This is a genomic window from Vibrio neonatus, assembly GCF_024346975.1.
GTDB classification, from domain to species: domain Bacteria; phylum Pseudomonadota; class Gammaproteobacteria; order Enterobacterales; family Vibrionaceae; genus Vibrio; species Vibrio neonatus.
The window spans coordinates 1,502,348-1,528,863 of record NZ_AP024885.1; the positions used below are offsets into that span (position 1 = coordinate 1,502,348).

Here is a 26,516-nt window from a genome sequence, read left to right on the forward strand (position 1 = left end):
CATTATCTTATTGGTTTTATTGAACTTGATGCATCAGCATCGGAGCCAATAACGACACCACAGGAACCTCTTTGCCATTGGCAAATTTAATGTTTCCGTCGTCAAGTTGTAGTGACAAGCTATAGCCATCATCGGTTTGCGTCGCCACTTCCATGATCAACAGTTCATCTAGATTTTGCTGAATGAACGGATAAGCCATCACCAAATCGCTCGATACAAACGCATTCAAGTTACCGTTGAATAGGTTCAGCAATTGCAGCATGTCTTTTGATGAGTCTGCACTGCCTGCTGGCAAATCCAGTTTCCAGTCCGTTGCAAAATGCCCTTCATCAATATCCACATTGAACTTGCTCAGCGACAAAGTGAACCCTTTTGCCAGCAATGCATCCACTTTAGGTAATACTTTTTCCGTATCAGCGTGCGTCCATTGTGGGGTGCTTTGGTACATTTGCGTGATGTCTAAGAAAGAAGAACGATCAAAACCCGTTGCGCTAAAGTTCAGGTTTAGGTTCGCCGCTTCACCGTCGTGATTTTTAAAATCTTTCACTGCAAGCTGATATTCGCCCTGCAAAGTATCGGCTGTTTCGTCTTCGCTGGTTTGGAATTGGTAGTCAAAGCCGTTCACTTCTAAAAGGTTAACGCCTTCGTTGTCATCAATCACAAAGCTATCAATCGACACAGTTTGTTCGCCAAGCCATAATTCTTGCTCAACTTTACCATCGCCTTTGCTGGCTAAACCGCTAAGGCGCACCATACTGCCCGATTGGTAATCTAGCTCAACCGATGGCATATCCAATTGGTAATTGATTTGTCCAAGTACAGACACAGAACCATTTAATGATAACGATTCTAAGAGCACTTTCATTGGCGTGGCACCATCAAATTCAAACTGCTGATCTTTTATATCAGTAGAAAACTCGGTATTGCCGTTAAGCTGAGTTTTGGTATTTAACACCAATGCTGGATTTTGCGCGTAAGAGGTTTCGCCAGCAATGCTAAATAAGCCGTGATGAATCACATGCACAAATTCATACTGTGTAGGCCAGCGGTAAGCTTGCAATTGGGCTAAGGCTTGCGGATCAGTGACAGTGACTAAGGTTTTCGCTTCAGAGGTAAAGTAGCCTCTGTGGTATTCTTCAAGCTCAACCTTCACATCTGAATTGGTAAAATTCTTCACACCATCGGTAAGAATCGTTTGTCCAATTTGTCCAACTGCAAGTGGCCAAATCCCGATAATAGCAATTGCACCGCCGGCAGCGGCCATAAGTTTTAATTGTTTCATTTTTTATAATATCTATTTCTGACGTTTAAATATGTTTATACAGAACTAATTGAGATAAATCAGCATTTACTGTGTTTTTTATTGTTTACTAACCGTAACATTAACTGGCTCTCATTCAGCTGAAAATATCTCTGCTAAAGTGCAATAAAAAACTGGGTTGATTATGGCTCAATATTGCGTTCTTTGTATCGAAGACTGTCCTTACTCACTGTCGTTGTTACAACTTGCCTTCAAACCTTTTGAGCGCAAGTTTACACTGCTGTTTGCAAAAGATGTACTACAAGCGCAGCAGCATATTGAATATATCAAACAAAACAAGGCTGAAATTGCCCTAGTGATGGCATCGCAAAGCCTGTATCACGACAGTTCTCAGTTGTTGCCTGAGATTGGACGCAACTACCCCAACTGCCGAAAAATCCTCGCCTGTGACCCAAATCAATTGCAAAGCCTAGTGGTGGCGATCAATGAAGGGCGTTTAGACCACTGTTTTACCTACCCTTTACAGGCCGACAATACCCATACCGTCATTAAGAAAGAACTAACAGAATTTATTATTTCTCAGGCCAAGATAGATTGGCTCCCTTACGGTTCGGTATTAGACAGCCAAAAAATCATGCGCGCACACATAGAAAAACGCATCCATGCCTATCGCAGTGATTTTATTCGTGACTATCACTCCATCAGTGATGATGAGTTATCAGAAAAAGTGTGTGCCGAACTAGACCGCTTTTTCACCAAACACAATAAAGACAATACCATACGCTATTACTCACCCTCACATTTGCTCACCAAAGAAGGCTCATCTAATCAGTATTTGTGGTTTATTCTGGATGGGAAAGTCGCGCTATATAAACAAGATGAACACGGTAAACGCCGAGAAGTTGCCCTGCACGGCAAAGGTGGCATCATTGGCGGCATGTCTTTTGTCAGTGGCGAGCAGTCCTTTTCTACCGCTTTAACCTTAAGCCCCACTAAGGTCATCAAGCTCAGCAAAAATACCTTTACTAAGGTCATGCACTCCAACAGCAGTTTGTTGCCGCTTTTTACCAACTTGCTATTGCGCCACTTTAACCGTCGATTGCAAGGCAGTATCCATACTAAATTACAACTTGAGCACACTTTTGAATCGCTCAAGGCGGCGCAATCACAACTGGTCGAAAACGAAAAAATGGTGGTGCTAGGGCAACTGGTTGCCGGCGTAGCGCATGAGCTCAACAACCCTATCTCAGCCATATTACGCAGCTCAGATACCTTAATTCACGAAATTACCCGTGATACCGAATACTTCAACCCTATCAGTAAACGCCTCAGCAAAGGCGTACTAGAGAGAGCCTTAGTTTCAAACCCTCTGCCTACAGCGCTATTAAGGCAAAAATCTAATGCCATCACCCATCTTGTAGAAAGCAAACAACAAGCCAAGATGGTGATAATGATGGGATTAGAATCAGAAATAGAACAGCTGAGCCAAGACCCGCAAATGGGCATTATTTTGAGCGAACTTGAGCATTATTACACCGCAGGCACCACTCTTCGCTCTATAAACGTTTGCTCAAGTCGCATTGCCGATATGGTGAAAAGCCTAAAGAGCTACGCTCGCTCTGATGAAGAGTCGATTAAAAAAGTGGATATTCATGAAGGCATTGAAGACACCTTAGTTATTTTTGAAAACCGTCTGAAAAACGTCGATGTAGAGCGTAATTACCATAGTATCGGGCCGACTCTGTGCCAACCTAATGCGCTGCAACAAGTGTGGACCAATCTGGTTTCCAACGCGTTAGATGCCATGAATAGCGATGGCAAACTCATTATTCACAGCAGACTTATCGACGATGTCATAGAAGTGATTGTTGAAGATAACGGACAAGGCATTGATCCGTTACAATTGGAGCACATATTTGAGCTCAATTTCACCACCAAAAAACAAGGCGACTTTGGACTTGGCATTGGATTATCGGTATGTAACCAAATTATCCACCAGCACCAAGGAAGCATCAGCGTTAAATCTGAAATCGGTAAAGGCACGCAAATGATTGTGCGTCTGCCCTTCAAGCCATAAATCGTCAATAAAGGAGGCAATGGATGAACAAATTATTAATTTTATGCGTCGATGATGAAAGAGATGTTCTCGATAGCGTTGTGCGTGATTTACAACAATTCGGGGAATTTTGCGATATTGAAGCGGCAGAGTCAGTGGCAGAAGCGCGAGAAGTAATTGCGGAATATCAAGCGGAAAACACTCCGTTAGCCATGATTTTATGTGACCATATTATGCCTAAAGAAACTGGGGTGAATTTCTTAATTGAACTGCACAACAACCCCAAAACGCTCAGCAGTAAAAAGATCCTATTAACCGGTCAAGCCGATCTCAACGACACAGTTAACGCGATTAATCATCACTGCCTTGATTTTTATATAGCCAAGCCTTGGCACAAAGATGAGTTAATCAAAACCGTCACCGCGCACCTAACTCGTTATGTGCTAGACACTCAGCCCGATCCTATGCCGTGGGCAAAATACCTAGATACGGCGAAAATATTGCAGGCAATGTCAGAAAAACGCATCCAATTTGGCGAATAAATGTGCGAAACCCGATAATTTGCAAATTTTAACAGAAAATTAGCCTATATAAGCCTCTGTTTTAGTGGAGGTAATAGCTACGTTCTATTAATATATTTGAACGACATAAGGCGCATCATTTCATACCAATCACACTAAGTAAGTGATCAGAGCTAGCGCAGGAAAAATGCTCGAGAACAAGGCAGAATTTTTTGATAAGTAGTTATTCTACAATCAAAAATTCTAACGCCGTTATCGAGTATTTTAACAAGCTAGAATGATCAGTTATTTAGTACGATTGGTATCACATGCATGATGATGGGGTCATCCCCATAAGCCAAGGACACACAATTACACCAAATAGGTTATCAAGAATGATGCGTAAACTAGCCTGTGCTGCACTCGCTGTAGCAGCTACTTTTTCTGGCACAGCCTTTGCTGAAAGCCCAGCAGTAATGAGCAACTTCAACTATGACTATATCGATGCCCGTATCGGTATGGCTCCGTTGACCTTTGGCGCTGGTTTCAGTAAGTCAATTCACCCAAACGCACACTTCGTGACCACCATAGATTCTGAATTCGAAGATGACTACAACCTTCGTGCAGGTTTAGGTTTCCACGCTCCTGCGACTAACTGGGCAGACATTACCGGTGAAATGCTACTGCGCGTTGTCGATAACCATAAGTACAACAACGAAGTAGGCATGGAAGTGAACCTTGGCTGGCGTCAATGGTTAGGTCCACAATTTGAAGTAGGCGGCCACGTTGGCTACGTGACTATCGACAGCGATGACGATTGGATGGGTGGCGTTTATGGTCGATTCCACGCCACTGAACTCTTCTCTCTAGGCTTAGAAGGCAAAATCAATGACTTCTATGGCGATCAGTTAATGCTGACCACACGCTTTGTGTTCTAATCATTAAGCGAATGATTCGATATAAAAATGGCTACCTATTAGGTAGCCATTTTTTGTTTGATCCTGATAAATTTTAACGGTTAAAACTCATGGGATTTAAACTGATTGGTTAAAGGATCGTACTGATAACCCACGCCTGCAAGTTTATCGGCTAAACCACTGGCATCAATTTCATACACACTTGCTAGCTCTTCGATACTGTCACACTCAAGACGAAGTTTTTCATTGACGATACCCAACAAGATGTTGCTATCCCAACGTTTAATATTACTTAAATCCATCGTTCCACCTCTGCGCTGCCCAAAATCCTTACTATAAGATTAGTTGTTCAGCGCTGATTTGACAGTGATCGCAGGCAAAATTTTAATAAAATAGCGGTAACAGAAAGTAACTTCCCAACATGCAACATAGCCATGCCGTACCTACTTGCAGTATATGAGCCGTTGATGAACGAAACAGATGCCAGCACCAGGCAAATACCGCCAAAATTAACGCCGAAAATGCACAGATAATCGCATTTAGCACCCATTTTGTATCGCTAGGCCACACCCAATAGGCCTGAATCAATACCGACACTACCACTAGCATTAAAGAAATCACGCCGGCAACGGGCAACAGCGTATGAAAAGCTTGCAAACGTGTTTTGGCTCTGATCATCAGCACATGCGCCAGCACCGCGCCTAAAAAAACAAGCTCTGAAATGGCTAAGCTTAATGAGCCGGCTAGAAATAGACTTTGATTGTTAACAATAGAGGCTAACCAAAGCATTAACGATGACAACAGTGCCAGCCACAACAAAAATATCGGCCCACTGTCTCGCGTTTTACCGGTTTTGCTTTGTACAGAGAAGTACACCAATAACGCCGCGGGAATAACAAATACCGGCATTGCGCCGCCACTGACGAAAAACAGACAGGCGATAATCGGAATTTGGCGATGCAAACGCCCTCTTTGCCCAGGGCAAATTTCACCTTTAAGTAGCGCGATAATCAATACAGCCAATGCGCCTATGGTCATGGGCAGTAGAATATGAGTCGATAATTGAGCGTAAATGTGCATAAAACCGTTGTTCAGAATGTTGTAAAGGCAGTAGTGTAACTATCATCACCTCGATTACAATCCTGTTCCCACATTAAAGTAAAAAGCGCTATCCTCTTCACTAAATGCGATGTCTATTCCGCTGTGAATGCCGTATCTGCGAGCAATGAGATAACGAAAACCCGTGCCATACGCCCAATGCATGTCATCAAACATACTGCTGGCCCCTTCATTAGACGACCCAATACCGCTATTGCCACCTACTCCGCCGAACAAAGAGACACTCCAACGAGGGGTAAACTGCCACATTAATTGGCTTTGATAAGAGCTGGTATGGTTTCCTTGATATCGATTAGCGGCAATGCCGCGCAAATTAATATCTGGGTACGCCAAAGGAGGCAGGCGCGATTCATTGGTGGTTAATGCGTTGTATTCCGCGGCAAAGGCGAGCGTCCATTGCGCCGCAATAGGCAGATACACTCGGCTAGCGGCTAAAAACGTCTCATAGTTATTGTCACTGCCAAACCCTTCTCGAAACCACAAATACTCGGCATTAAAATCCCAACCACTGGTCGGATAAAACAGACTGTTTTTCGCGTCATATTCAAGATTAAACCCTAGCCCAGAGCTCTTAGTTTTGCCTAAGCTGTACGAATTGCCATTACCAATACCGCTATTTAGCGTCACCTCACTGTCGGCATAAAACTGCTGAACACCAACAAACAGCGAAGTATCTGGCAGGCGAAATTGCAGTTTTTGTATGCCGCCAAAACCTTCGGTTTCTAACTCCACCCCTTTGTCTTTTAATGCATCAGACGAAAATGGGTAAAACTGCATAATAGCGGAGCCAAATCCTATCCCGCCTAAATAGCGAATCGAATCTTCTTTCCACACTCGGCGATGCCCCAATAAAGCAAACCATGTGCCGTTTTCTGTCATGGCGCCACCTGCCACCGTTACCGCAGGAGGAATAAGCCGCGCTCCGCCATCGACAGATTGCAATGCTACTTTGCGCCTTTGCTCTTTTTGCGCTTCCGTTTCGTGTAAAAACATCCCCACCATGCCAAATCCATAGCCCACCGCAGGTTCGGTGATGATGACTGGAATAGGCAAAAATCCGTAAGCGTTTTCCGCTAGGTACTCTCCCATATCGAACTGACCATCCAATGGATCAGTAAAGCTGGTTGCGTAAGAAAAATTGGCACCCAAACTGGCTAATCCAAGCCCTAACGTACATCGACACAAGGTTCTCATCATATTCAATAAATCTTATATATATGAAATTAAAGGAGTATTGCTTCAGTATATATATAATTAGGCCATGCGCTAGCTAACATTTACACGAATAGATATAATGCACAGCTTGCTGACAGAGGCTAACAATGCACAACTCTATACCCCCTATCTACGAACATAAAAAATATTGGGCTGAGTGCTACGGAATTGCACCCTTTTTACCCACCACCCGCAAAGAAATGGACGCGTTAGGTTGGGATAGTTGCGACATCATCATCATTACCGGTGACGCCTATGTGGATCACCCTAGCTTTGGGATGGCGATTATTGGTCGTCTTTTAGAAGCGCAAGGCTTTCGGGTCGGCATCATTGCCCAGCCACGTTGGAGCAACAAAGACGATTTCATGACATTGGGTGAACCCAACCTGTTTTTCGGCATCACCGCCGGTAACATGGACTCAATGATCAACCGTTACACCTCAGACAGAAAACTGCGTCACGACGATGCGTACACGCCCAATAATGAAGGGGGTAAACGACCTGATCGCGCAACTTTAGTCTATTCTCAGCGTTGTCGTGAAGCCTACAAGCACATCCCGATTGTGTTAGGTGGCATAGAAGCCAGCCTGCGCCGCATTGCCCACTACGATTACTGGTCTGATAAAGTGCGTCGCTCCGTATTGTTGGATGCCAAAGCGGACTTACTGCTGTTTGGTAACGCTGAGCGCGCTTTAATTGAAGTGGCGCATCGTCTTGCCGACGGTGAAGATATCAGTGAACTGACCAATATCCGCGGTACAGCCGTGAACCTTGCTGAGCCACCTGCGGGCTACAGCATTATCGATTCCTCACGTATTGAGAAACCGGGTAAAGCCTTTGTGCCAACCAACCCTTATGAGGTGGAAAGCAACTGTAGCGACAAAACGGAAGATGCCAGCGAGAGCAAACCAGAACCAGTAATAATACGTCCTACTCGTCATGACGCTGAAACCACAGCGGTACGCCTGCCCGCATTTGAAAAACTGCACAATGACCGCATTTTGTACGCGCACGCCAGTCGCATCATGCACTTAGAAACCAACCCTCATTCAGGACGTGCGCTTATTCAGCGTCATGGCAATCGTGAATTGTGGGTAAACCGCCCTCCATTTCCTCTTTCTACCGAAGAGATGGATTATGTGTTTGGTTTGTATTTTGCTCGTGTCCCGCACCCTATGTACGGCAAAGCCAAAATTCCCGCTTATGACATGATCAAAACCTCGGTTAATATTATGCGCGGCTGTTTTGGCGGCTGTTCATTCTGCTCGATTACCGAGCACGAAGGACGCATCATTCAAAACCGCTCTCAAGAATCCATAATTAGCGAATTAGAAGACATTCGCGACAAAGTACCCGGTTTTACCGGCACAATTTCCGATCTTGGCGGTCCAACTGCGAACATGTACCGCTTAGGCTGTAGCATCCCTAAAGCGGAAGCTTCCTGTCGTCGCCCATCGTGTGTCTTCCCAGGTATTTGTAATAAACTCAATACCGATCATAAACACACCATCGACTTATATCGCGCTGCGCGCAATGTGGACGGCGTGAAAAAAGTCATGATAGCCTCAGGCGTGCGTTACGATCTCGCCATTGAATCACCAGAATACGTTCGAGAGCTGGTCACTCACCACGTTGGTGGCTATCTAAAAATTGCCCCAGAGCACACCGAAACAGGGCCTTTAGACAAAATGATGAAACCGGGCATGGGCACCTATGACCGTTTCAAAGAGATGTTCGAAAAATACAGCAAAGAAGCAGGTAAAAAACAATATTTGATCCCCTACTTCATCTCTGCCCATCCCGGCACCGAAGATGAAGATATGGTCAACCTCGCGCTGTGGCTAAAAGCCAACAACTACGAGTGCGATCAGGTACAAAACTTTTACCCATCGCCTATGTGTAATGCCACCGCTATGTATTACTCAGAGACTAACCCTCTCAAACGCGTTAAATACAAAAAACGTGAAGATGTTCCTGTAGCCAAAGGCGAGCGTCAGCGTCGCTTACACAAAGCTCTGCTTCGTTATCACGATCCAGCCAACTGGCCATTGATTCGTGAAGCCTTGATCAACTTAGGCAAAAAACACTTAATTGGCGATAAGCCGAACTGTCTTGTGCCAGAGGAAGACCTGAGCATACAAACGCCTGCACAGCGTCGTAAGTCAGGCCGTCACGGTGCGCACCGCTTTGCCACCAAGCATACAGATAACCAACCGGATATCCGTAAGCCAAATTCCAATGGCAAGCCAAAACAGGGACAACAAAAGTCTCGCAATGGCAACAACCCACAAGCAACGGCTGGTAAAGGGCGTAAACCCCAAGGGCATCATTCACAAGGCAATGATTCGCAAAGAAATGGATCACAAGGGAATGGCTCGCAAGGAAACAGCCAGCAAGGTAATAAAACCCACAGGCGCGATGGTCAAAGAGGTTCAGGACAAAACAATTCTGGGAAAAATGGCTCTGGACAAAATAATGGCGGTCAGCAAACTAGGCCACATGCAGGCAAACCTAAAGCAGGTAAAAAGCCAACACGTCACCGCTAGTCTCGACTAAGCATACGATTAAGGCCGCTATATATTCCTATATAGCGGCCTTTTTATTACCTGTATACCCGTCTAATACCCAGCACTAGTTAGGTTCAAATCGATGCAAAAACGCAGGTAGAATTAATAAGCTAAAACACAGTATAGCGCTCAATGCGATGCTCAAAATAACCCCTATCGAATACATCCCCTGATGATCAGATAAGGTCAATGCGCCAAAGGTAGCAAGGGTGGTAAGGCAACTGATTAAAGTCGCTTTGGGAGTGGACGCGGCAAAGAATCGAGTGATGGTTTGCTCATGCCTAAAACGCTTCACAATATGAATACCATTATCTACGCCCAAACCAAAAATAAGCGGTATCACAATGATATTGGCCATGTTTAACGATTGTCCAAACCAATGCGCAATGGCCAGCGTGGTGCTGGTAGTTAACAGTAGCGGAATGAAAATAAAGATAATATCGCGCTTATGATCGACGGTTAAAAAGAGAATAAACGTAATACTGACAATAGAAATGCCTATCGCAATATAAAACGCTTTCACCACGATATCACCCACTTTCTGCTCGGCGACAGCGCGACCGGTTGCTAGCGGCGCAACCTGCTGCACCGCTGTGACAAAGGCATTCACCGCGCTCACATCACGCATATCTCCAGAAGGGAGCACCGACACCAACCACTGACCGTCTGCCGAAATATATTTAGTGCGAATATCCTCAGGTAACATCGCCACCGTAGGCTCAGTGATCTGACCGCCTTTAGTCAGTAAGGTGGATAAAGGTTGTAGCTCAGAAGTTAAGTGGCGCTGTAAGGTGCTGATACTGCTATTGGTCATATCGCCATGCTTGATATTCACGCCATTGCTTTGCAGTAAATCGGCATGCTTATCTAAAAACTGCTTTAAACTCATTGCCTTAACATGTACATGCGATGCTCTGCTATCAGACGAGCTTGCGATTTTTTGCAGCTGCGCCACTCGACTTGAAAAATCATTAGGTAGGTACGATAGCGCACTGACCGTAGTCGCTACTTCGGTTTTTTTCGCTAACTGCTGCTGCCACTGGCGAGCTTGCTGTTTGTCTTTTGCTACTGCTAAAAGTTGATAGTTGGAGCTTAATTTATGGTCTTGTAACCATTGTAAGGTTTCCACCGATTCAGAGTTTTTGTTCTTTAACACTAATGTTGAAAAATCAAACTTAAACTGCATTGCGCCAAAAATAGTGACACAAGCACCAATAAACGTGAGCTTAATGATGCGTTTATGATAGGTGATGATCCACTCACCCAACTTCATAAATGCTTTAGAGCGTTTGGCATGACTGCGTTTGACTTCTGGATAACCAAAAAACTGCAAAAACAAAGGGATCACTAAAAATGTTGCCAGCAAACCTAAAATCATGCCTGCGGCGGAAATAATGCCTAGCTCACCTAAGCCGGTATAAGCTGTGGGATAGAAACTTAAAAAACCAATTGCCGAAGATAGCGCACACAAACCTAATGGAGAGATGCTGTGTTGTATAGACAGCAATAAACTCTGATCGTTGTCATGCCCTTTCAGACGCTGCTCATAAATGTGCAAACTCAAATGCACCGCAAAATCGACCCCTAAGCCGATAAAAATCACCATAAACACAATGGAGATGGTATTAAATGCCCCTACCAGCAATAAGCCTGCGGCAAATGTCCAAATTAAGCCCACGACGACTGCAAGATAACTCGCCACAATAATTCTGAATGAACGGATCCCGACCGCCAAAATGAGGATCAGCGCAATCAAAGAGACAATGCCTGCTAATTTGACGCTATTATTGGCATCTTGCACTTCATCAAAATCTAACGCCGTTTGTCCGGTGACTCGCACCATGACATCGGCTGACATTCCCACACTGGAAATAACATTACGCACCGCGCTCATGGTCAATTTGTTTGCATCAGCCTGCGCGACATCAGATAAAGCATTGAGAGTAATAACATAGCCATTTTTCGGCGCAATATTGGCAAATAGCAACCCACGCCAATCAACGTCTTTATCATTAGCCGCTTGAGTTAAGGGTTGCAACAGTATTGAAATTTCTGATGTGGATTTAGGCTGACTAAGCGCGCTATCCAATGCCCCTAAATAATGGGAAAGCTGCTGGGTTTCCATTAATACCGTCGCATTTGGCATCAATAGAGATACTTTGTTTTGAAAGGCGGAAAACTCAGCTTTGCTTAAAAAACCAACCGCATAGTGATCAAACCAAGGCAAAGTAGAAGGAGCCAACACATCAGTAAACTGCTTATCGTTTCTAAATGCATTCACTAATTGCTTGGTGGCTGTTTTGGCTTGCTGATCGTCTTTGGATGACACCACAACGATAATATTGCCAGTATCGGGAAACTGGGCTTCTACAGCATCAAGGTTGTCACGCCACGGCCCATGTTGTTCGACTAGTTCACTAAGATCGGCATTGATCGAAAAGTGTTTAACGCCATAAAAAGCAGCCGCCATAGTGACGGAAACAAGCAGTAATAACAGCAACTTTGGAAAGCGAATTATTATATTAGTGAAACGTTGCACTGTTGTTGCCTCTAACGAACAAGGGTCAAAAAAATTGGCTAAAAAAACTAAAGCCGTAATATACCTTGCGAGAAAATTTATACGTCATTAAATCTGCGAAAGTCACAAAAACGTCACTTTCGAGCGACACAATATCATTTTAAGTCAAAGATAGTCAGTCCTTGAAAAGTCTTAAACGTTATCAATATGAACGCTATGCGGTATTGTGCCGACTGGCATATCCGCGCATTTTTAAGCAAACCGCATTTGGCTTTGATCCTAATGGTCAAAGAATCATACGGAATGCTGAACAAAAAATCATTGCTCGGGTGCTATGGAATAAAAAACGTCAAGAAGTCGTTTTAGTGATCAAAGGCTCCCACAGCGTGAAAGACTGGCTACTCAATCTCGCCTTTTGGCATCGAAGTTGCCAACGCTTTGGTTTGAATTATTCTATTCATGCTGGCTTTCACTATCTATTATCTCAAGAAAGTCCGCCGTCACATAGAGATGATCGTTTAGGTTTGTCAGTATTTGAGAGAGTGCTCGATATTGTGGGACCTTTATTAGACAAAGGCATGCGTCTTGTGATCACAGGCCACTCTTCAGGAGGCGCAATTGGTTGTGTCATTGGCGATTACATAGAGCAGCGCTACCCAAAAGCCATCAAACGTATCGTCACCTTTGGTCAACCTGCCGCAGGATGTTGGCGCTTTAAAAAACGCTATAGACTGCCGCATAAAACCTATCGAGTCTGTTGCGATCTCGATATTGTCACTTTCATGCCACTCATCCCTTTCGCATATTGGCATGTCGGAAAACTGCTCTGGCTATACAACGGTCGCATCTACGAAAACACCCCCACCATAATGCGCCTAGGCCGCTCCCTAATCAGCTGGGTAATCCGCCCCTTCTCCTACCACCTAATGAGCAAATACATCCGCAACAAAGACTTCTTCGATGAACATTAATTGCGGGGTCAGGTCTTGAAATTTGCACGCTTGCCGTTTTTGACTCTCACTACAGCTTTGCACGCAACTTGCGTTCAAGGTTTAAGATTCAAGCTCTAGGTAAATGATGCAGCGCTACGCACTGCATCATTTGTCGCCATTTACATCTTCTTGATATACAGATCTTTCGAGTAAATGCGCCCTTCCGCATTGTGTTTTGGCACGCCAACGACGTTTGGTCGAACTAAACGAGCTTGCATAAAGTAATAGATAGGAGCAATTGGCATATCTGCTGATAAGATAGACTCAGCTTGGTCATACAATTTATTGCGTTGTGTTTGGTCGGTTTCCGCTTGCGCTTTATCCATCACCGCGTCGTAGTTAGGGTTAGAATAGAAGGCAAAATTACGGTCATTATCTGAGGTAAATAAGCTCAAGAAGGTAGACGCTTCGTTATAATCCCCACACCAAGAGGCGCGTAACACATCAAACTGCCCCTCTTTTCTTGATTCAAGATAAGACTTCCACTCTTGATTTTCCAAAGTCACATCTACGCCCAAAGTTTTGCTCCACATCGAAGCAATCCCCACTGCAATCGCTTTATGACTCTCTGATGTGTTGTACAGCAAGTTCAAAGACAGTGGATGCTGCGCGTTATAACCTGCTTCTTCAAGCAAGGCTTTGGCTTGTTGGTCGCGCTGTTTTTGTGTGAGATTGGCGTACTCTGGCTGCGTAGCATGAAACCCTGCGACATCTTGGTGAGCAAAGGTATAAGCCGGCAGATGCCCACTGTCCGTAATGCCGTGCGTTACCACATCACGCATAATGGTGTACGACAATGCCCTGCGCACTCTCGGGTCTTTTAACACCTCACGCTGCGTATTAAAGGCGTAATAATAGGTACATAGCATTGGCGATATTTGATACGCATCAGGCAGATCTTTTTTCAGTTTTTGCGCCATTTGCGCAGGCACATCTGAGGTAATATCAACCTCACCACTGCGGTAGCGGTTATAGGCCGCCATTTGGTTTTCAAATGGAATGTAGGTAACTTTATCTAAGTGGGTATCCTTGCTATCCCAATACAGCGGATTTTTCTTCAATGTGATACTTTCGTTCACCACCCAAGAATCTAGACTGAACGCGCCATTAGACACAAGATTTCCCGGTCTTGCCCATGTATCAGGATGTGCCTCAACGCTTTTTCGGTTAATGGGCATCATTACCGTATGCCCTGTCATGGCTAAGAAATAAGGTACGGGCTTAGCCAATGTAAAACGCAACGTGTGATCATCAATGGCATTAACACCAAGTTCGCTGGCAGGCTTTTTGCCTTCAATAATATCTTCAGCGTTTTGAATATTGGTCAGTTTCAAATACCACGCGTTCGGTGAGGCCGTTTTTGGATTAACCGCTCGGCGTAGGCTGTATACAAAATCCTGCGCGGTAACCGGTTCGCCGTTAGACCATTTCGCGTCTTTACGCAGATAGAAGGTAAACACCTGATTATTTTGATTATCCCAACGCTCTGCAGTGCCGGGAATCACATTGCCGTCGCCATCTTGAATCACTAAGCCTTCAAATAAGTCACGCACTACGTGTATTTCTGGCATGCCCTCAGCATTTAATGGATTTAATGTCGCCACCTCGGCATCGTTGGCTCGCACCAACTCTTGCTTAGCCGCCAATTCACTGGCTTGCGGCAATGGATTCGCTTGTGCTTGAGGTAACAGTTGAGTGGCTAATAGCACAGAGGTTGCAATCATGCTGAGTGAAGGCAATGTCATGAAATGTCCTTATCGACTAAATTTTTACGTTGTATCAATTGTCGCACAACTCATTTAAAAAACGAGATGAAACTGTGCTTAATCAGAGGATGAACGACAATTTACAGCGCAATAGAGGTATTTTTTGAGCATTCATGAGCTAAATGAGCCCCAAAAATTGGCTCAGAAATCACCTCTTAGAAACAACAAACACGGTTATTGCAGTCCATTTCCCTTTAAAAATAGCTCCACACAACGGTGAATATACACCTCACGTTGCGCATCGCTTTCTTGGCAATCCTCACCAAGATTAGCAAAGTACACCGCCCGACCATGAAACAGCAACAATAGCTGCATTGCCGCATCTTCTACTGGCATCATTAACGTCAAAGATTCACGTGCTAACTTTTCCACCAGATAATGACTTAACGTTGCTATAGTGGTTTTCGGCCCAGATTCTAAATACAAAGAGGCAAGATCGGGATGTGTCTCTAATTGACTGATTGCATTGCGATACGTCTGTTTAACGCCATCTTCCAGCAACATATTTTGAAAGCGCACCCCAAATTCCACCAGCATCTGTTGCAATGGAAGATCATAGTTAAACTCGCCCTCAGTAATACGATGCGTAATACACTTTGATTGGATACAAGTTTCAAACAGCGCGTCTTTAGTACCAAAGTGGGCGTAAACCGTTTGTTTTGACACATTCGCCGCTTTTGATATCGCATCCATGCTGACCCGATAGCCGTGTTCGGCAAATAGCTGCCCTGCCGCCAATAAGATCTGCTGTTGCTTCTGCTCGCGTCTGTTCACCGCTTTTCCTCAAATACTTTCACTAAAAGCTATTTCTAAAAACTGGCACTATTGTTAAATTTTAGAACAATCAAACTGGACAGTCTAGTTTGATTATTGTTTAATTGCACAATAGTAACCTTAATGCATATCAGGGATGGCAATGCTACTCACATCACACCTAAAAACTGCGCTACTACTGAGTATGACAGTCTCACTCAGCGGCTGCTTTGACTCATCGGCGCAGCCAGCTGAGCCAAGCCAACACTTGAGCGTACACACCTATTCACTTAAGCAAAGCGATCACTATCAAGTGCAGCGAGAATATGTGGGCACTATCAAGGCATCCCAGCAATCTCGTCTTGGGTTTGAGTTTCCCGGAAAAATATCGGCTATTTTGGTCGATGTGGGTGACAAAGTGACAAAAGATGCGCCACTGATTCGTTTAGATACGCAACTATTAGAGACCGAAGCGAAGCAGTTACACGCGCAACGCAATGAAATTAAAGCGCAATTACAACTGGTTGATGCTAACTTAAAACGCCAAAGATCGCTTAAATCAAAAGGATTTAGCGCCGAAGCCGAAATGGATGCACTCACCAGTGAAAAAGCGGTGTTGCAAGCCAATACCGTACGCCTTGATGCCAGTATTCAAGCCAATTCACTTAAGCAAAGTAAATCGACCATTACAGCGCCCTACGCTGGCATTGTCAGCCAGCGTCATGTCTCCCTTGGTGATGTGGTTAATGCCGGCGCGCCTACCTTAACCTTGCTGGCACAGGACAATAAAGAAGCCTTTATCGGTATTCCCACCGCGCAATTGACCAATATTAGCCAACTTAAACAGCCACAAATCCGCGTTGCCGATAACACCTATGCAGTTAAACTTCTCAACCCCGGCGCACAGGTGGACTTAAACTCTAGAAGTGTGGGGCTTCGTTATCTGTTGCCTGATAGTGCGCAGCTTATCGATGGACAACTGGCGTACCTTAACTACCAAGAAAACATGCCTGAAAATGGGTATTGGCTCCCAAACACCGCATTAACCGACGGTATTCGCGGAGTATGGAACGTGTTTGTGGTCACGGATGAAGACCTAGTCGAGCGTCGCAGTGTACAAGTGCTGTTTGCCGATAGCCAAAACGCTTATGTGCAAGGAGCTATTTCCGAAAACGAACGCATTATTAAAGATGGTCTGCACCGCATTGTTCCCGGACAAAAAGTTGCGCCTATTTCAAGCGGAGAATAAACGATGAAAATCATCAACATCGTCTCTAACACTCGCTTATTAATATTGATGACGGCGTTTTTATTGGTCAGTGGCTTCTCTGCTTTTAACACTTTGCCTCGCGCCGAAGATCCCGTCATCAGTAACCGTTTTGCCACGGTCACCACCAGTTATCCCGGTGCCAGCGCCGAACGCGTAGAAGCACTGGTGACTGAGGTTGTGGAAAACAAACTGCGCGAACTCAGCGAAATCAAACTGATTTCATCCACCTCTCGTCCCGGCGTATCTATCATCAATATTGAACTCAATGATGAGATAACCCACCCTGATCCCGTATGGTCTAAAGCGCGCGATAAGCTTTCCGATACACCGCCACTGCTGCCTGTAGGCGCATTTGCACCCGAGTTTGATAGTGACCACACCTACGCATTCACGCTCATTACCGCCCTCACATGGCAAGGAAGCGGTGACAGCGATTTATTGACCCTTGGCCGCTATGCCAAAGAGCTTTCTTCTCAATTGCGCGCCTTATCTGGCACCGAATTTGTTGACAGCTACGGCATGCCAGAAGAGGAAATATTAGTTAGCCTTGATACCAGCTCAGCCGTAGCGTTAGGCAATTCCAGTGCCAGTATTGCGCAGAGCTTAGATGGCGCAGATGCTAAAAACTCAGCCGGTGAGCTGGTTAACGGACATTCAAGATTTGGCTTAGAAATTGCCGCTGACTTAGACTCCCTAGAGCGCATCCGCCAAGTACCTATTGCGATAGATGAGCAAGGCCATCGCATACGCTTAGAAGACATCGCCACAGTCAGTCGCACGCAAAAAACGCCCGCAGGCGAAATTGCCATTATTGATGGTAAGCCCGGCGTGATTGTTGCCGCGCGCATGCAATCGAATCTACGAGTGGATAAATGGACGCCGCGCGCTGAAGCATTAATTGCCCGCTATCAACAGCAACTGCCGAGTAATATCAAAGTAGAGACCCTTTTTAGTCAGCAAGGCTATACGCAAACTCGCCTATCCGATCTTGGCGACAGTTTGCTACTTGGCTTTAGCATTATCTTAGTTGTGTTACTGCTTACCTTAGGTTTTCGCGCCGCGATTATGGTGGCCGTGGCCTTACCACTGACCTCAATGCTGACCCTAATGTTGATGAAGTTTACCGGCATCCCCATTAATCAAATGTCGGTAACCGGTCTTATTGTCGCATTAGGGATCATGGTGGATAACGCTGTGGTCATGGTGGATACCATTCAAACCTACCGCCTAAAAGGCAAAGCCAAACTTGAATCAGCACTGGCGGCGATTGAGCATCTTTGGGTGCCTCTGTTAGGCTCTACTTTAACCACCATTTTGGCCTTTGCCCCTATCTTCTTGATGCCTGGCGCCAGTGGTGAATTTGTCGGTGCGATTGCTATTACCGTCTCTTTCTCACTGATTGGCTCGTATATTATTTCACACACCATCATCGCAGGTTTTGCGGTGCACTTTTTGCCTAGCCATTCGTCTTCTAACCGTTGGTACAACACAGGTATCCGCATTGCACCTGTTACGTGCGCTTTTTCCAAAACCGTATCATTGGCAATACGTCGTCCGCTGATTGCCATCGCACTGGTCATCACAGTGCCAATTGCCGGCTATATCAGCCTTTCACAATTAACTGAGCAGTTTTTCCCGCCGTCAGATAGAGACATGTTCGAAGTTCAGGTCTACCTATCACCGCAGGCCAGTATTTATGCCACTGAAAATGTTGCAGAAGAGGTCGATACGATCATTCGACAATATACAGGCGTTGAACAAGTTAACTGGTTGGTCGGTGGCAACTTCCCATCGTTTTACTACAACTTACAAGCCTCACAAAGCCGAGCGCCCTATTTTGCGCAAGCAATGGTCAAAACCGATACCTTTCAATCGACCAATGACATGATCGCAAAGTTACAGCATCACCTAAATCATGCTATTCCCAACGCGCAAATACTGGTAAGAAAGCTTGAACAAGGCCCTCCGTTTAAAGCCCCTATTGAGCTGCGTATTTATGGGGATAATCTGGATCAGCTAAAAAGCATAGGTGAAGACATTCGCTTGATCTTAGCCAATACTCAGCACGTCACTCACACCCGTGAAACCTTGCAACCAGGCACGCCGAAAGTATGGCTAGATATTGACCAAGATGCGGCTAAGCTCAACAGCATGACGCTCAGTGATGTCGCAAACTTGCTGCAATCATCGTTAGTTGGACGTGAAAGTGGCAGTATTATCGAAGCCAGTGAATCAATTCCAGTAAGAGTGCGAGTGGGCGACAGTGAAAGAGAAAACATCAGTCACCTTAGCAATTTGCGCCTGCCGATTGCCTCGGAGGCCTATAGCACCGGCATCAGTATTTCCACCATAGCTAACCTCAGCCTCACCCCTAGTCGCGGCGCAATACCTAGGCGTAATGGACAGCGAGTGAATACGATTGAAGGTTATATCGAAGCGGGCGTGTTGCCACAAACGGTATTAAACGACTTCCAATCTTCTTTAGAGAGTTATTCACTGCCAACAGGCTATCGCGTTGAATTTGGCGGTGAATCAGCGGAGCGCGATGAATCGGTAAATAGCTTAATGGCCAATCTGGCTATGGTCATTACCTTAATGATTCTGGTTGTTGTTTTGTCCTTTAATTCATTTAGGTTGAGCAACATCATTTTCTCAGTCGCTTGGCTATCGGCAGGGCTGGGGATTTTGTCAGTGTATCTGTTTGGCTATCCGTTTGGTTTTACGGTCATTATTGCAATGCTGGGGATTGTCGGTTTGGCGATTAATGCGGCAATTGTTATTTTAGCCGAATTAAAAGCCAGCCCTGAAGCTTGCCAAGGTGATGAAAGCGCCATTCTAGAGGCGGTGATGAGTTGTACTCGTCATATCACCTCCACCACTATCACCACCGTCGGCGGGTTTCTTCCGCTTATTATTGCCGGTGGCGGATTTTGGCCTCCGTTTGCTATCGCAATCGCAGGAGGAACAACTCTCACCACTTTAATCTCTTTCTATTTTGTACCTGCACTCTTTAAGTTGTTAATGAGAAAAGAAAAACTTAAGGCTAACTTATAAACTCACTGTTCATCAGGGGAGTTCGCTCCCCTTTTCCCACCCCAAATTTTAACTAATTTTTCTCATTATTGTGAAACAAGTGACAGTCAACAGAATTCACTTTGAAAATGAATATTTAGGCCATTATCTACTAGACTTTCTAGTTATTCCTTTTATGCTAGATGACGATTACCTTAAAATGCAACATTATTTAAAGGTTCAAAAGTTCATTAATTACGCTTAAGTCGGCGTCTAATACTAATAAATCATTTGGGAGAGACTTTTTACTCCCACTTATATGGATGTACTATGTTAAACACACTCATTGCACGCATAGCCAAGGGCAACCTTGTTATGCAAATCTTAGTCGGTATCGTTGCCGGCGCTATCCTCGCGACTCTCTCTCCTTCTACTGCCACTAGTGTTGGTCTATTAGGGAGTCTATTTGTTGGTGCACTTAAAGCCGTTGCACCTATTTTGGTATTCATCTTGGTGGCAGCGTCAATTGCCAACCAAAAGAAAAACCAACACTCTTACATGCGTCCGATCGTCATTCTGTATTTAATTGGTACCTTTTTAGCTGCGATCACCGCTGTTGTATTAAGCTTTGCTTTCCCGACAACATTAACCTTAGTAGAAAGCACGACTAGCGTAACGCCTCCACAAGGTATTGCTGAAGTACTGCATACGTTGCTGTTTAAACTGGTTGATAACCCAGTTCACGCACTAATGGATGCTAACTACATTGGTATTCTTGCTTGGGGTATCGGTCTTGGTCTTGCGCTGCACCACGCATCAGACACCACTAAATCAGTATTTGAAGATCTAAGCCACGGCGTATCGCAAATTGTTCGCTTTATTATCCGTCTAGCACCATTGGGTATCTTTGGTCTTGTTGCTGCTACGTTTGCAAGCACAGGCTTTAGCGCTCTACTAGGCTACGCGAACCTACTATTTGTACTACTAAGCGCAATGCTAGTGATCGCATTGGTGGTTAACCCAATTATTGTTTGGGTGAAAACGAAGCAAAACCCATACCCATTGGTTCTACAATGTCTGCGTGAAAGTGGCGTAACTGCGTTCTTCACTCGCTCAAGTGCAGCAAACATTCCAGTGAACATGGCGTTGTGTGAAAAACTAAAACTGGATGAAGATACTTACTCTGTCTCTATCCCTCTAGGCGCAACCATCAACATGGGCGGCGCGGCAATCACAATTACGGTACTGACTCTGGCGGCGGTGCATACTCTAGGTATTCAAGTTGATTTCTTATCAGCACTACTACTTAGTTTAATTGCTGCTATCTCTGCATGTGGCGCATCAGGTGTTGCGGGCGGTTCTCTACTGCTTATCCCACTAGCGTGTAGCTTGTTTGGTATTCCAAACGAAGTGGCAATGCAAGTGGTTGGTGTTGGCTTCATCATCGGCGTAATCCAAGATTCTGCAGAAACTGCGCTAAACAGCTCAACTGACGTTGTATTTACCGCTGCTGCGTGTCGCGCTGAACAAGCGAAATAATCTTTACGTTTATTCGCTAAAATCACATTAATTATCAAGGTCGGGCAACCGGCCTTTGTTTTGCCTACAAAACACACCAAACGCTCACTAAGCACCCCACTCGTTCACATCTCAATCGATACCTGTACAACATTCACCCATACCACCACAAAGCTACATAAATGCAATATTAGTTTGCATTAAGCATTTGTAATACAAATTACCCACATTTAGATCTTTAAAAACAATGAGTTATAAAAATAACCGTACTGTGTAAGCTGTTTCAGTGCCATTGATGTAATGCTATCTGAGCTGTATATCTAGTTCTGTTCATACAAAAAAATAATATAGACAGACACAACAATGACTAATCAAAAAACAATATTGGGCCACCCTCGTGGTCTATTTCTGCTGTTTAGCACCGAGCTTTGGGAACGTTTTTCCTACTACGCTATGCGTGCCATTCTGGTTTTATATCTTACAGACACAACCATTAACGGTGGCTTAGGCTGGAGCACAAAAGACGCCCTGGATTTATACGGTATCTATACCGGACTGGTATATGTCACACCACTTATCGGTGGCTGGATTGCCGATAACTACTTAGGTCAACGTAAATCCGTTGTTATTGGCGGTATCTTGATGGCCATAGGTCAATTTTCTCTCGCACTTCCTGCGGGCGCATTTGGCATTGATGCTTACACCTCTTTCTACCTAGGCTTAACACTGCTTATTTTAGGTAACGGTCTATTCAAGCCAAACATTTCCACTATGGTTGGTGATCTCTATGAAGAAGGTGACAACCGTCGTGATGGCGCATTTACCATCTTCTACATGGGTATCAACTTAGGTGCGCTATTAGCAGGTATCGTGGCAGGTAGTGCGGCGAACGCCTACGGCTGGAACGCTGGTTTCCTTGTAGCGGGTATCGGTATGATGCTCAGCGTTATTTTACAAATCAGCTTAAGCCACTCTTGGTTAGGTAAAATTGGTACCGTTCCTGCGGCTAAATTAGGCCACAAGAATGGTGTTAAAACCAAAACGCCACTCACTAAAGAAGAAGTTGACCGTCTAAAAGTTGTCCTAGTGATGGGCTTATTCGTGATCATTTTCTGGGCGGGCTTTGAACAAGCTGGCGGCTTGATGAACATCTACACTCAGCAATACACTGACCGTATGCTAGGTAGCTTTGAAGTTCCTGCGGCTTGGTTCCAATCATTAAACCCACTATTCATCATGCTACTGGCTCCAATCTTGGCGGCGATATGGGTGAAACTGGGCAAACGTGAACCTTCATCTCCGGTTAAATTTGCCTTCGCTCTATTCTTCTTGTCAGTTGGTTTCTTGTGCATGGTTGGCGCAGTGCTACAACAAGGTGGCGATCAAAGTGTTAAAACTTCAATGATTTGGCTGGTTGGTGCGTACTTCTTCCATACTTTAGGTGAGCTATGTATCTCCCCTATCGGCCTATCTATGGTGACAAAACTGGCTCCACTTCGCCTAGCTTCTTTGATGATGGGTGCATGGTTTGGCTTTAACGCTATCGCAAACTACGTCGCAGGCCTAATTGGCTCACACGTTGGTGACTTTGGCGCTATGGCTATCTTTGGTGGCATCGCGGTTGCGGCAACCATCTCAGGTATTATCTTGTTGTTCATGTCCAACACTTTGGTGTACTGGATGCATGGCGCAGAAAACAAACCTACTTTAAAAGAAGATCAAGAGTTGGATCACGCGGTTATTTAACTCGAAGCCATTCTTAAAATAGCGCTTTTAACAGCGCAAGCGTTACGCACAAAAATGGGTCGCAATCAGCGACCCATTTTTATTGCAGACCTTTATTATTACAAGCCGTTATTATTAAACGCTCGGCTTATTTAAAAACCCAACGCGAACTCAGTAGATAATTGCCAACAAGCCCCGCCGCTACCCCGCACACAAACGCCACAGCATGGGTAACGTAATTCTCCCCTAGAGATAGCAATATCCCTTTAAACACCAATAAGTTGGGTAGCATTGATAAACTGGCTGAAATAAAAAATCGCTTCCACTGCGCGAAATGTTGCGCGCGACTTTTAAAGGTATAAATACGGTTTCCAAGCCAAGTTGCGGTCGCTGCAACCACAAAAGAGAGCACTCGCGCTAACATTGTCGGTAGCCCAAGCCAATACACTAATATCGAGAAAACACTGATATCTACCACAAAACCAACAGCTCCCACCATAGCAAAACGAACAAAACGGTGGTTTTTCATCCCATCCCCTTATAAAAATGTGAGTAAATCATCTTGGTTTGACGAATAAATAGGTCTAAGATGAGCGCCTTTTCTAATTTGGCTCGTCTTATAATAAACACGAAACAGTCCTTATGAAACTCAATACTAGCCCAGTAACACAGCATATTTTTCGTAATCATAATTTTTACCTAAAACGTGACGAACAATTGCATCAACATTTCTCTGGTAACAAAGCGCGCAAGTTCATGCGTTTGTTGCAAGAAGACTACTCTGGTATTGATACCCTTATCGGTTATGGTTCCATTCAAGCCAACTCTTTGTACTCATTGGCGGCGCTGTGCAGAATTAAAAAGTGGAAACTTGAATTTTATGTGCAAAGAATACCAAACTGGCTAAAAGAGAAACCCAGCGGTAACTACCGCGGTGCACTGGATTTAGGCGCGCAAATCATTGAGTGCAGCAACGCATTTAGCGATGAAATGACGCCAGAACAATACATAAAAGAAATCCGCAAACCACAAGCCAACTGTTTAGTGATACCTGAAGGTGGCCGTAGCTATTTAGCCGAAAAAGGCATTCAGGGGCTTGCCAATGAGCTTTTAGAATGGACTCGCTACAAACCCAATCAACAATTTGCCATCGCCCTGCCCTCTGGCACAGGCACGACCGCATTGTATTTGCACAAACATCTCAAACAACACAACCTACCTGTGCTCACCTGTGCCTGTGTAGGCGGTGAAAGCTATCTAAGGGAGCAGTGGCAAGAGTTGGGCGAAGACGACACTCCAACCATTTTGCATGCCGATTACAAACATCATTTTGGTAAGCTGTATAAAGACGAATATCAAATTTGGCGAGATCTAGAAAAATACACCAACGTTGAATTCGATTTATTGTACGACCCCTATATGTGGCAATGCCTACTGCCGTGGATGGACGAACACCCAGATATTTGCGTTTTGTATATTCATCAAGGTGGCATATTGGGCAACGAAACCATGCTATCTAGATATCAGCGCAAATATGAGCCTGACACCTCCAACTCGAACAACCAAGTGGTTGCGCGATAATAGTGAGCAAAGTTTAAGCAAGGTTCATCTAACAACGCCATTAAATTCACTAAACCTGATTTATCGCAATTCATCTTCCTAGCGCTCGCCGGATACTAAGGGGATTAAGAACAAATAAGGTAAACACAAATGGATAAGTTAGTTGAACGCTTTCTTCGCTACGTCAGTTTTGATACTCAATCAGATGGCGCAATATCGCACTGCCCAAGTACCGAAGGTCAACGTGTCTTAGCCAAGCAGTTATATCAAGAGTTGCTAGAGCTTGAACTTACCGATGTGACCTTAGATGATAACGGCTATATTTCTGCAAAACTCCCAGCCAATGTCGAGCATGCAGTACCTGCGATTGGCTTTATTGCGCACATGGACACCGCGCCAGATGCGTCTGGTAAAAATGTCCAACCGCAAATCATAGAAAACTATCAAGGTGGCGAGATAACGTTAGGTGGATCTGGCGAAGTGTTATCGCCAGCGCAATACCCAGACCTCAACACATTACACGGCCAAAGCCTCATCACCACCGATGGCACTACCTTATTAGGTGCAGACAACAAAGCTGGCATCGCCGAAATCATCACCGCTATCGCTTACCTAAAAGCAAATCCAAGTATCAAACATGGCGACATCTGTATTGGCTTTACTCCCGATGAAGAGATTGGGCGAGGCGCCAACCTATTTGACGTCGAGAAATTTGCCGCCGAGTGGGCTTACACTATAGACGGCGGCCCGGTTGGCGAGCTTGAATACGAAAACTTCAATGCCACTACCGCGACCGTAATTTGTCATGGCGTGAATGTTCATCCAGGCACAGCCAAAAACAAAATGATCAACTCCATGAACATCGCAGCGCAATTTCAATTGCTTATGCCAATGCAACAAACCCCAGAAACGACCGAAGGTTATGAAGGTTTCTATCATCTAAAATCAATGCTACCTAGTGTTGCCCGCACCGAGCTTTCTTATATTTTGCGCGACTTTGACCGTCAGCAATTACAAGAGCGTAAAGCCTTCATGCAACAAAAAGTGGATGAGCTAAACAGCCAACTACGCAAAGGTCATGTAGAGCTTGCACTTACAGACAGCTACTTCAATATGCGAGAAATGCTAGAGCCGCACCCTCATATTATTGAACTGGCAAAACAAGCCATGCTTGAGTGCGGAGTACAGCCAAACATTAAACCTATCCGCGGTGGTACAGACGGTGCGCGTCTTTCATTTATGGGACTGCCTTGCCCGAACATATTTACCGGTGGCTACAACTTCCATGGCATCCATGAATTCATCAGCATTGATGGCATGCAACAAGCCGTACAAGTGATTGTGAAACTGGCAGAGAATACGGCGAAAAATGCGCAGTAAGTTCGCGCCATAACGGTTCACTTTCTAAATAACGATAAGATGTCTAGTAAAAGCTAGGCATCTTGTTTATTCTTCTTTGTACCAATCATTCTTTCTATCAGCCTTCCTTCTAGCAGCCTTTTTTCTATCAAAGAAAGTCCAAGGTTAGATAGCAAAAACCAACAGCATAACAATACACATTTCACACTTTACCTCTTGGAGAGTTCTAAGCAGTTTGTGAATTTTTATCCTCAAAAACATCCACTTATTACTCATTCGCATGATAAACAAGATTTTTTAGACTCAATTCTTTTTTCTCAGCTATTAATAAGCCTTAAATGTGAACTGGCGCATAATGATAAGTATTCCTGTGACCCATTGGATAAAATACAATCATACACAGTGTTA

Annotated in this window: 19 protein-coding genes; 11 read left to right on the forward strand and 8 right to left on the reverse strand. The window is 44.7% G+C overall.

The features are described from left to right. Positions 1 to 16: 16 nt before the first annotated feature. Positions 17 to 1,282 (reverse strand): YdgA family protein, encoded by a 1,266-nt coding sequence (locus OCU38_RS06935; RefSeq protein ID WP_261822502.1) that lies wholly within the window; start codon positions 1,280 to 1,282, stop codon positions 17 to 19. A 163-nt stretch (positions 1,283 to 1,445) separates the two neighbouring features. Between OCU38_RS06935 and OCU38_RS06940 the strand changes: the two genes are divergently transcribed. The 3 genes from OCU38_RS06940 (at position 1,446) to OCU38_RS06950 (ending at position 4,755) form a co-directional block, all read left to right on the forward strand. Then, a complete protein-coding gene (locus OCU38_RS06940; RefSeq protein ID WP_261822503.1) occupies positions 1,446 to 3,338 on the forward strand; it encodes an ATP-binding protein in 1,893 nt (630 codons plus the stop codon). 23 nt (positions 3,339 to 3,361) lie between these two features. After that, positions 3,362 to 3,859, forward strand: a complete 498-nt coding sequence (locus tag OCU38_RS06945; protein ID WP_261822504.1) for a response regulator — start codon at positions 3,362 to 3,364, stop codon at positions 3,857 to 3,859. Between the two features lie 356 nt (positions 3,860 to 4,215). After that, positions 4,216 to 4,755 (forward strand): hypothetical protein, encoded by a 540-nt coding sequence (locus OCU38_RS06950; protein ID WP_261824251.1) that lies wholly within the window; start codon positions 4,216 to 4,218, stop codon positions 4,753 to 4,755. A gap of 80 nt (positions 4,756 to 4,835) precedes the next feature. On the opposite strand, the gene OCU38_RS06955 is transcribed toward OCU38_RS06950, so the two are convergent. From OCU38_RS06955 to OCU38_RS06965, 3 genes are all read right to left on the reverse strand, one after another. Then, positions 4,836 to 5,036 carry a DUF4250 domain-containing protein gene (locus OCU38_RS06955; RefSeq protein ID WP_261822505.1) on the reverse strand — a complete coding sequence of 67 codons (201 nt, stop codon included), beginning with the start codon at positions 5,034 to 5,036 and terminating at the stop codon, positions 4,836 to 4,838. A gap of 82 nt (positions 5,037 to 5,118) precedes the next feature. Next, positions 5,119 to 5,814: a hypothetical protein gene (locus OCU38_RS06960; protein WP_261822506.1), complete on the reverse strand. Its 696-nt coding sequence runs from the start codon at positions 5,812 to 5,814 to the stop codon at positions 5,119 to 5,121. A 54-nt stretch (positions 5,815 to 5,868) separates the two neighbouring features. Then, positions 5,869 to 7,050 carry a BamA/TamA family outer membrane protein gene (locus tag OCU38_RS06965; protein WP_261822507.1) on the reverse strand — a complete coding sequence of 394 codons (1,182 nt, stop codon included), beginning with the start codon at positions 7,048 to 7,050 and terminating at the stop codon, positions 5,869 to 5,871. Positions 7,051 to 7,175: 125 nt separating this feature from the next. Between OCU38_RS06965 and OCU38_RS06970 the strand changes: the two genes are divergently transcribed. Then, entirely contained in the window at positions 7,176 to 9,614 is a 2,439-nt protein-coding gene (locus OCU38_RS06970; protein ID WP_261822508.1) for a YgiQ family radical SAM protein, read from the forward strand. An 85-nt stretch (positions 9,615 to 9,699) separates the two neighbouring features. Here OCU38_RS06970 and OCU38_RS06975 read toward each other — a convergent pair whose 3' ends face one another. After that, a complete protein-coding gene (locus tag OCU38_RS06975; protein ID WP_261822509.1) occupies positions 9,700 to 12,174 on the reverse strand; it encodes an MMPL family transporter in 2,475 nt (824 codons plus the stop codon). 161 nt (positions 12,175 to 12,335) lie between these two features. Here OCU38_RS06975 and OCU38_RS06980 point away from each other — a divergent pair, with 161 nt between their 5' ends. Next, positions 12,336 to 13,124 (forward strand): lipase family protein, encoded by a 789-nt coding sequence (locus tag OCU38_RS06980; RefSeq protein ID WP_261822510.1) that lies wholly within the window; start codon positions 12,336 to 12,338, stop codon positions 13,122 to 13,124. A 140-nt stretch (positions 13,125 to 13,264) separates the two neighbouring features. Here the strand turns inward: OCU38_RS06980 and OCU38_RS06985 are convergent, their stop codons facing one another. Continuing rightward, entirely contained in the window at positions 13,265 to 14,890 is a 1,626-nt protein-coding gene (locus tag OCU38_RS06985) for a peptide ABC transporter substrate-binding protein (protein WP_261822511.1), read from the reverse strand. Between the two features lie 195 nt (positions 14,891 to 15,085). Next, positions 15,086 to 15,685, reverse strand: coding sequence for a TetR/AcrR family transcriptional regulator (locus tag OCU38_RS06990; protein WP_261822512.1), 600 nt, complete (start codon positions 15,683 to 15,685; stop codon positions 15,086 to 15,088). A gap of 142 nt (positions 15,686 to 15,827) precedes the next feature. Between OCU38_RS06990 and OCU38_RS06995 the strand changes: the two genes are divergently transcribed. The 4 genes from OCU38_RS06995 (at position 15,828) to OCU38_RS07010 (ending at position 23,210) form a co-directional block, all read left to right on the forward strand. After that, positions 15,828 to 16,913: an efflux RND transporter periplasmic adaptor subunit gene (locus OCU38_RS06995; protein ID WP_390625213.1), complete on the forward strand. Its 1,086-nt coding sequence runs from the start codon at positions 15,828 to 15,830 to the stop codon at positions 16,911 to 16,913. A gap of 3 nt (positions 16,914 to 16,916) precedes the next feature. Beyond that, positions 16,917 to 19,988 carry an efflux RND transporter permease subunit gene (locus OCU38_RS07000; RefSeq protein WP_261822513.1) on the forward strand — a complete coding sequence of 1,024 codons (3,072 nt, stop codon included), beginning with the start codon at positions 16,917 to 16,919 and terminating at the stop codon, positions 19,986 to 19,988. A gap of 288 nt (positions 19,989 to 20,276) precedes the next feature. Further along, positions 20,277 to 21,485: a serine/threonine transporter SstT gene (gene sstT, locus OCU38_RS07005; RefSeq protein ID WP_261822514.1), complete on the forward strand. Its 1,209-nt coding sequence runs from the start codon at positions 20,277 to 20,279 to the stop codon at positions 21,483 to 21,485. A 342-nt stretch (positions 21,486 to 21,827) separates the two neighbouring features. Next, positions 21,828 to 23,210: a peptide MFS transporter gene (locus OCU38_RS07010; protein ID WP_261822515.1), complete on the forward strand. Its 1,383-nt coding sequence runs from the start codon at positions 21,828 to 21,830 to the stop codon at positions 23,208 to 23,210. 127 nt (positions 23,211 to 23,337) lie between these two features. Here OCU38_RS07010 and OCU38_RS07015 read toward each other — a convergent pair whose 3' ends face one another. Then, positions 23,338 to 23,718 (reverse strand): GtrA family protein, encoded by a 381-nt coding sequence (locus tag OCU38_RS07015; protein ID WP_261822516.1) that lies wholly within the window; start codon positions 23,716 to 23,718, stop codon positions 23,338 to 23,340. Between the two features lie 113 nt (positions 23,719 to 23,831). Between OCU38_RS07015 and OCU38_RS07020 the strand changes: the two genes are divergently transcribed. Both OCU38_RS07020 and pepT read left to right on the forward strand, forming a co-directional pair. After that, positions 23,832 to 24,770: a 1-aminocyclopropane-1-carboxylate deaminase/D-cysteine desulfhydrase gene (locus OCU38_RS07020; protein ID WP_261822517.1), complete on the forward strand. Its 939-nt coding sequence runs from the start codon at positions 23,832 to 23,834 to the stop codon at positions 24,768 to 24,770. A gap of 129 nt (positions 24,771 to 24,899) precedes the next feature. Next, positions 24,900 to 26,129 carry a peptidase T gene (gene pepT / locus OCU38_RS07025; RefSeq protein ID WP_261822518.1) on the forward strand — a complete coding sequence of 410 codons (1,230 nt, stop codon included), beginning with the start codon at positions 24,900 to 24,902 and terminating at the stop codon, positions 26,127 to 26,129. Positions 26,130 to 26,516 lie beyond the last annotated feature (387 nt).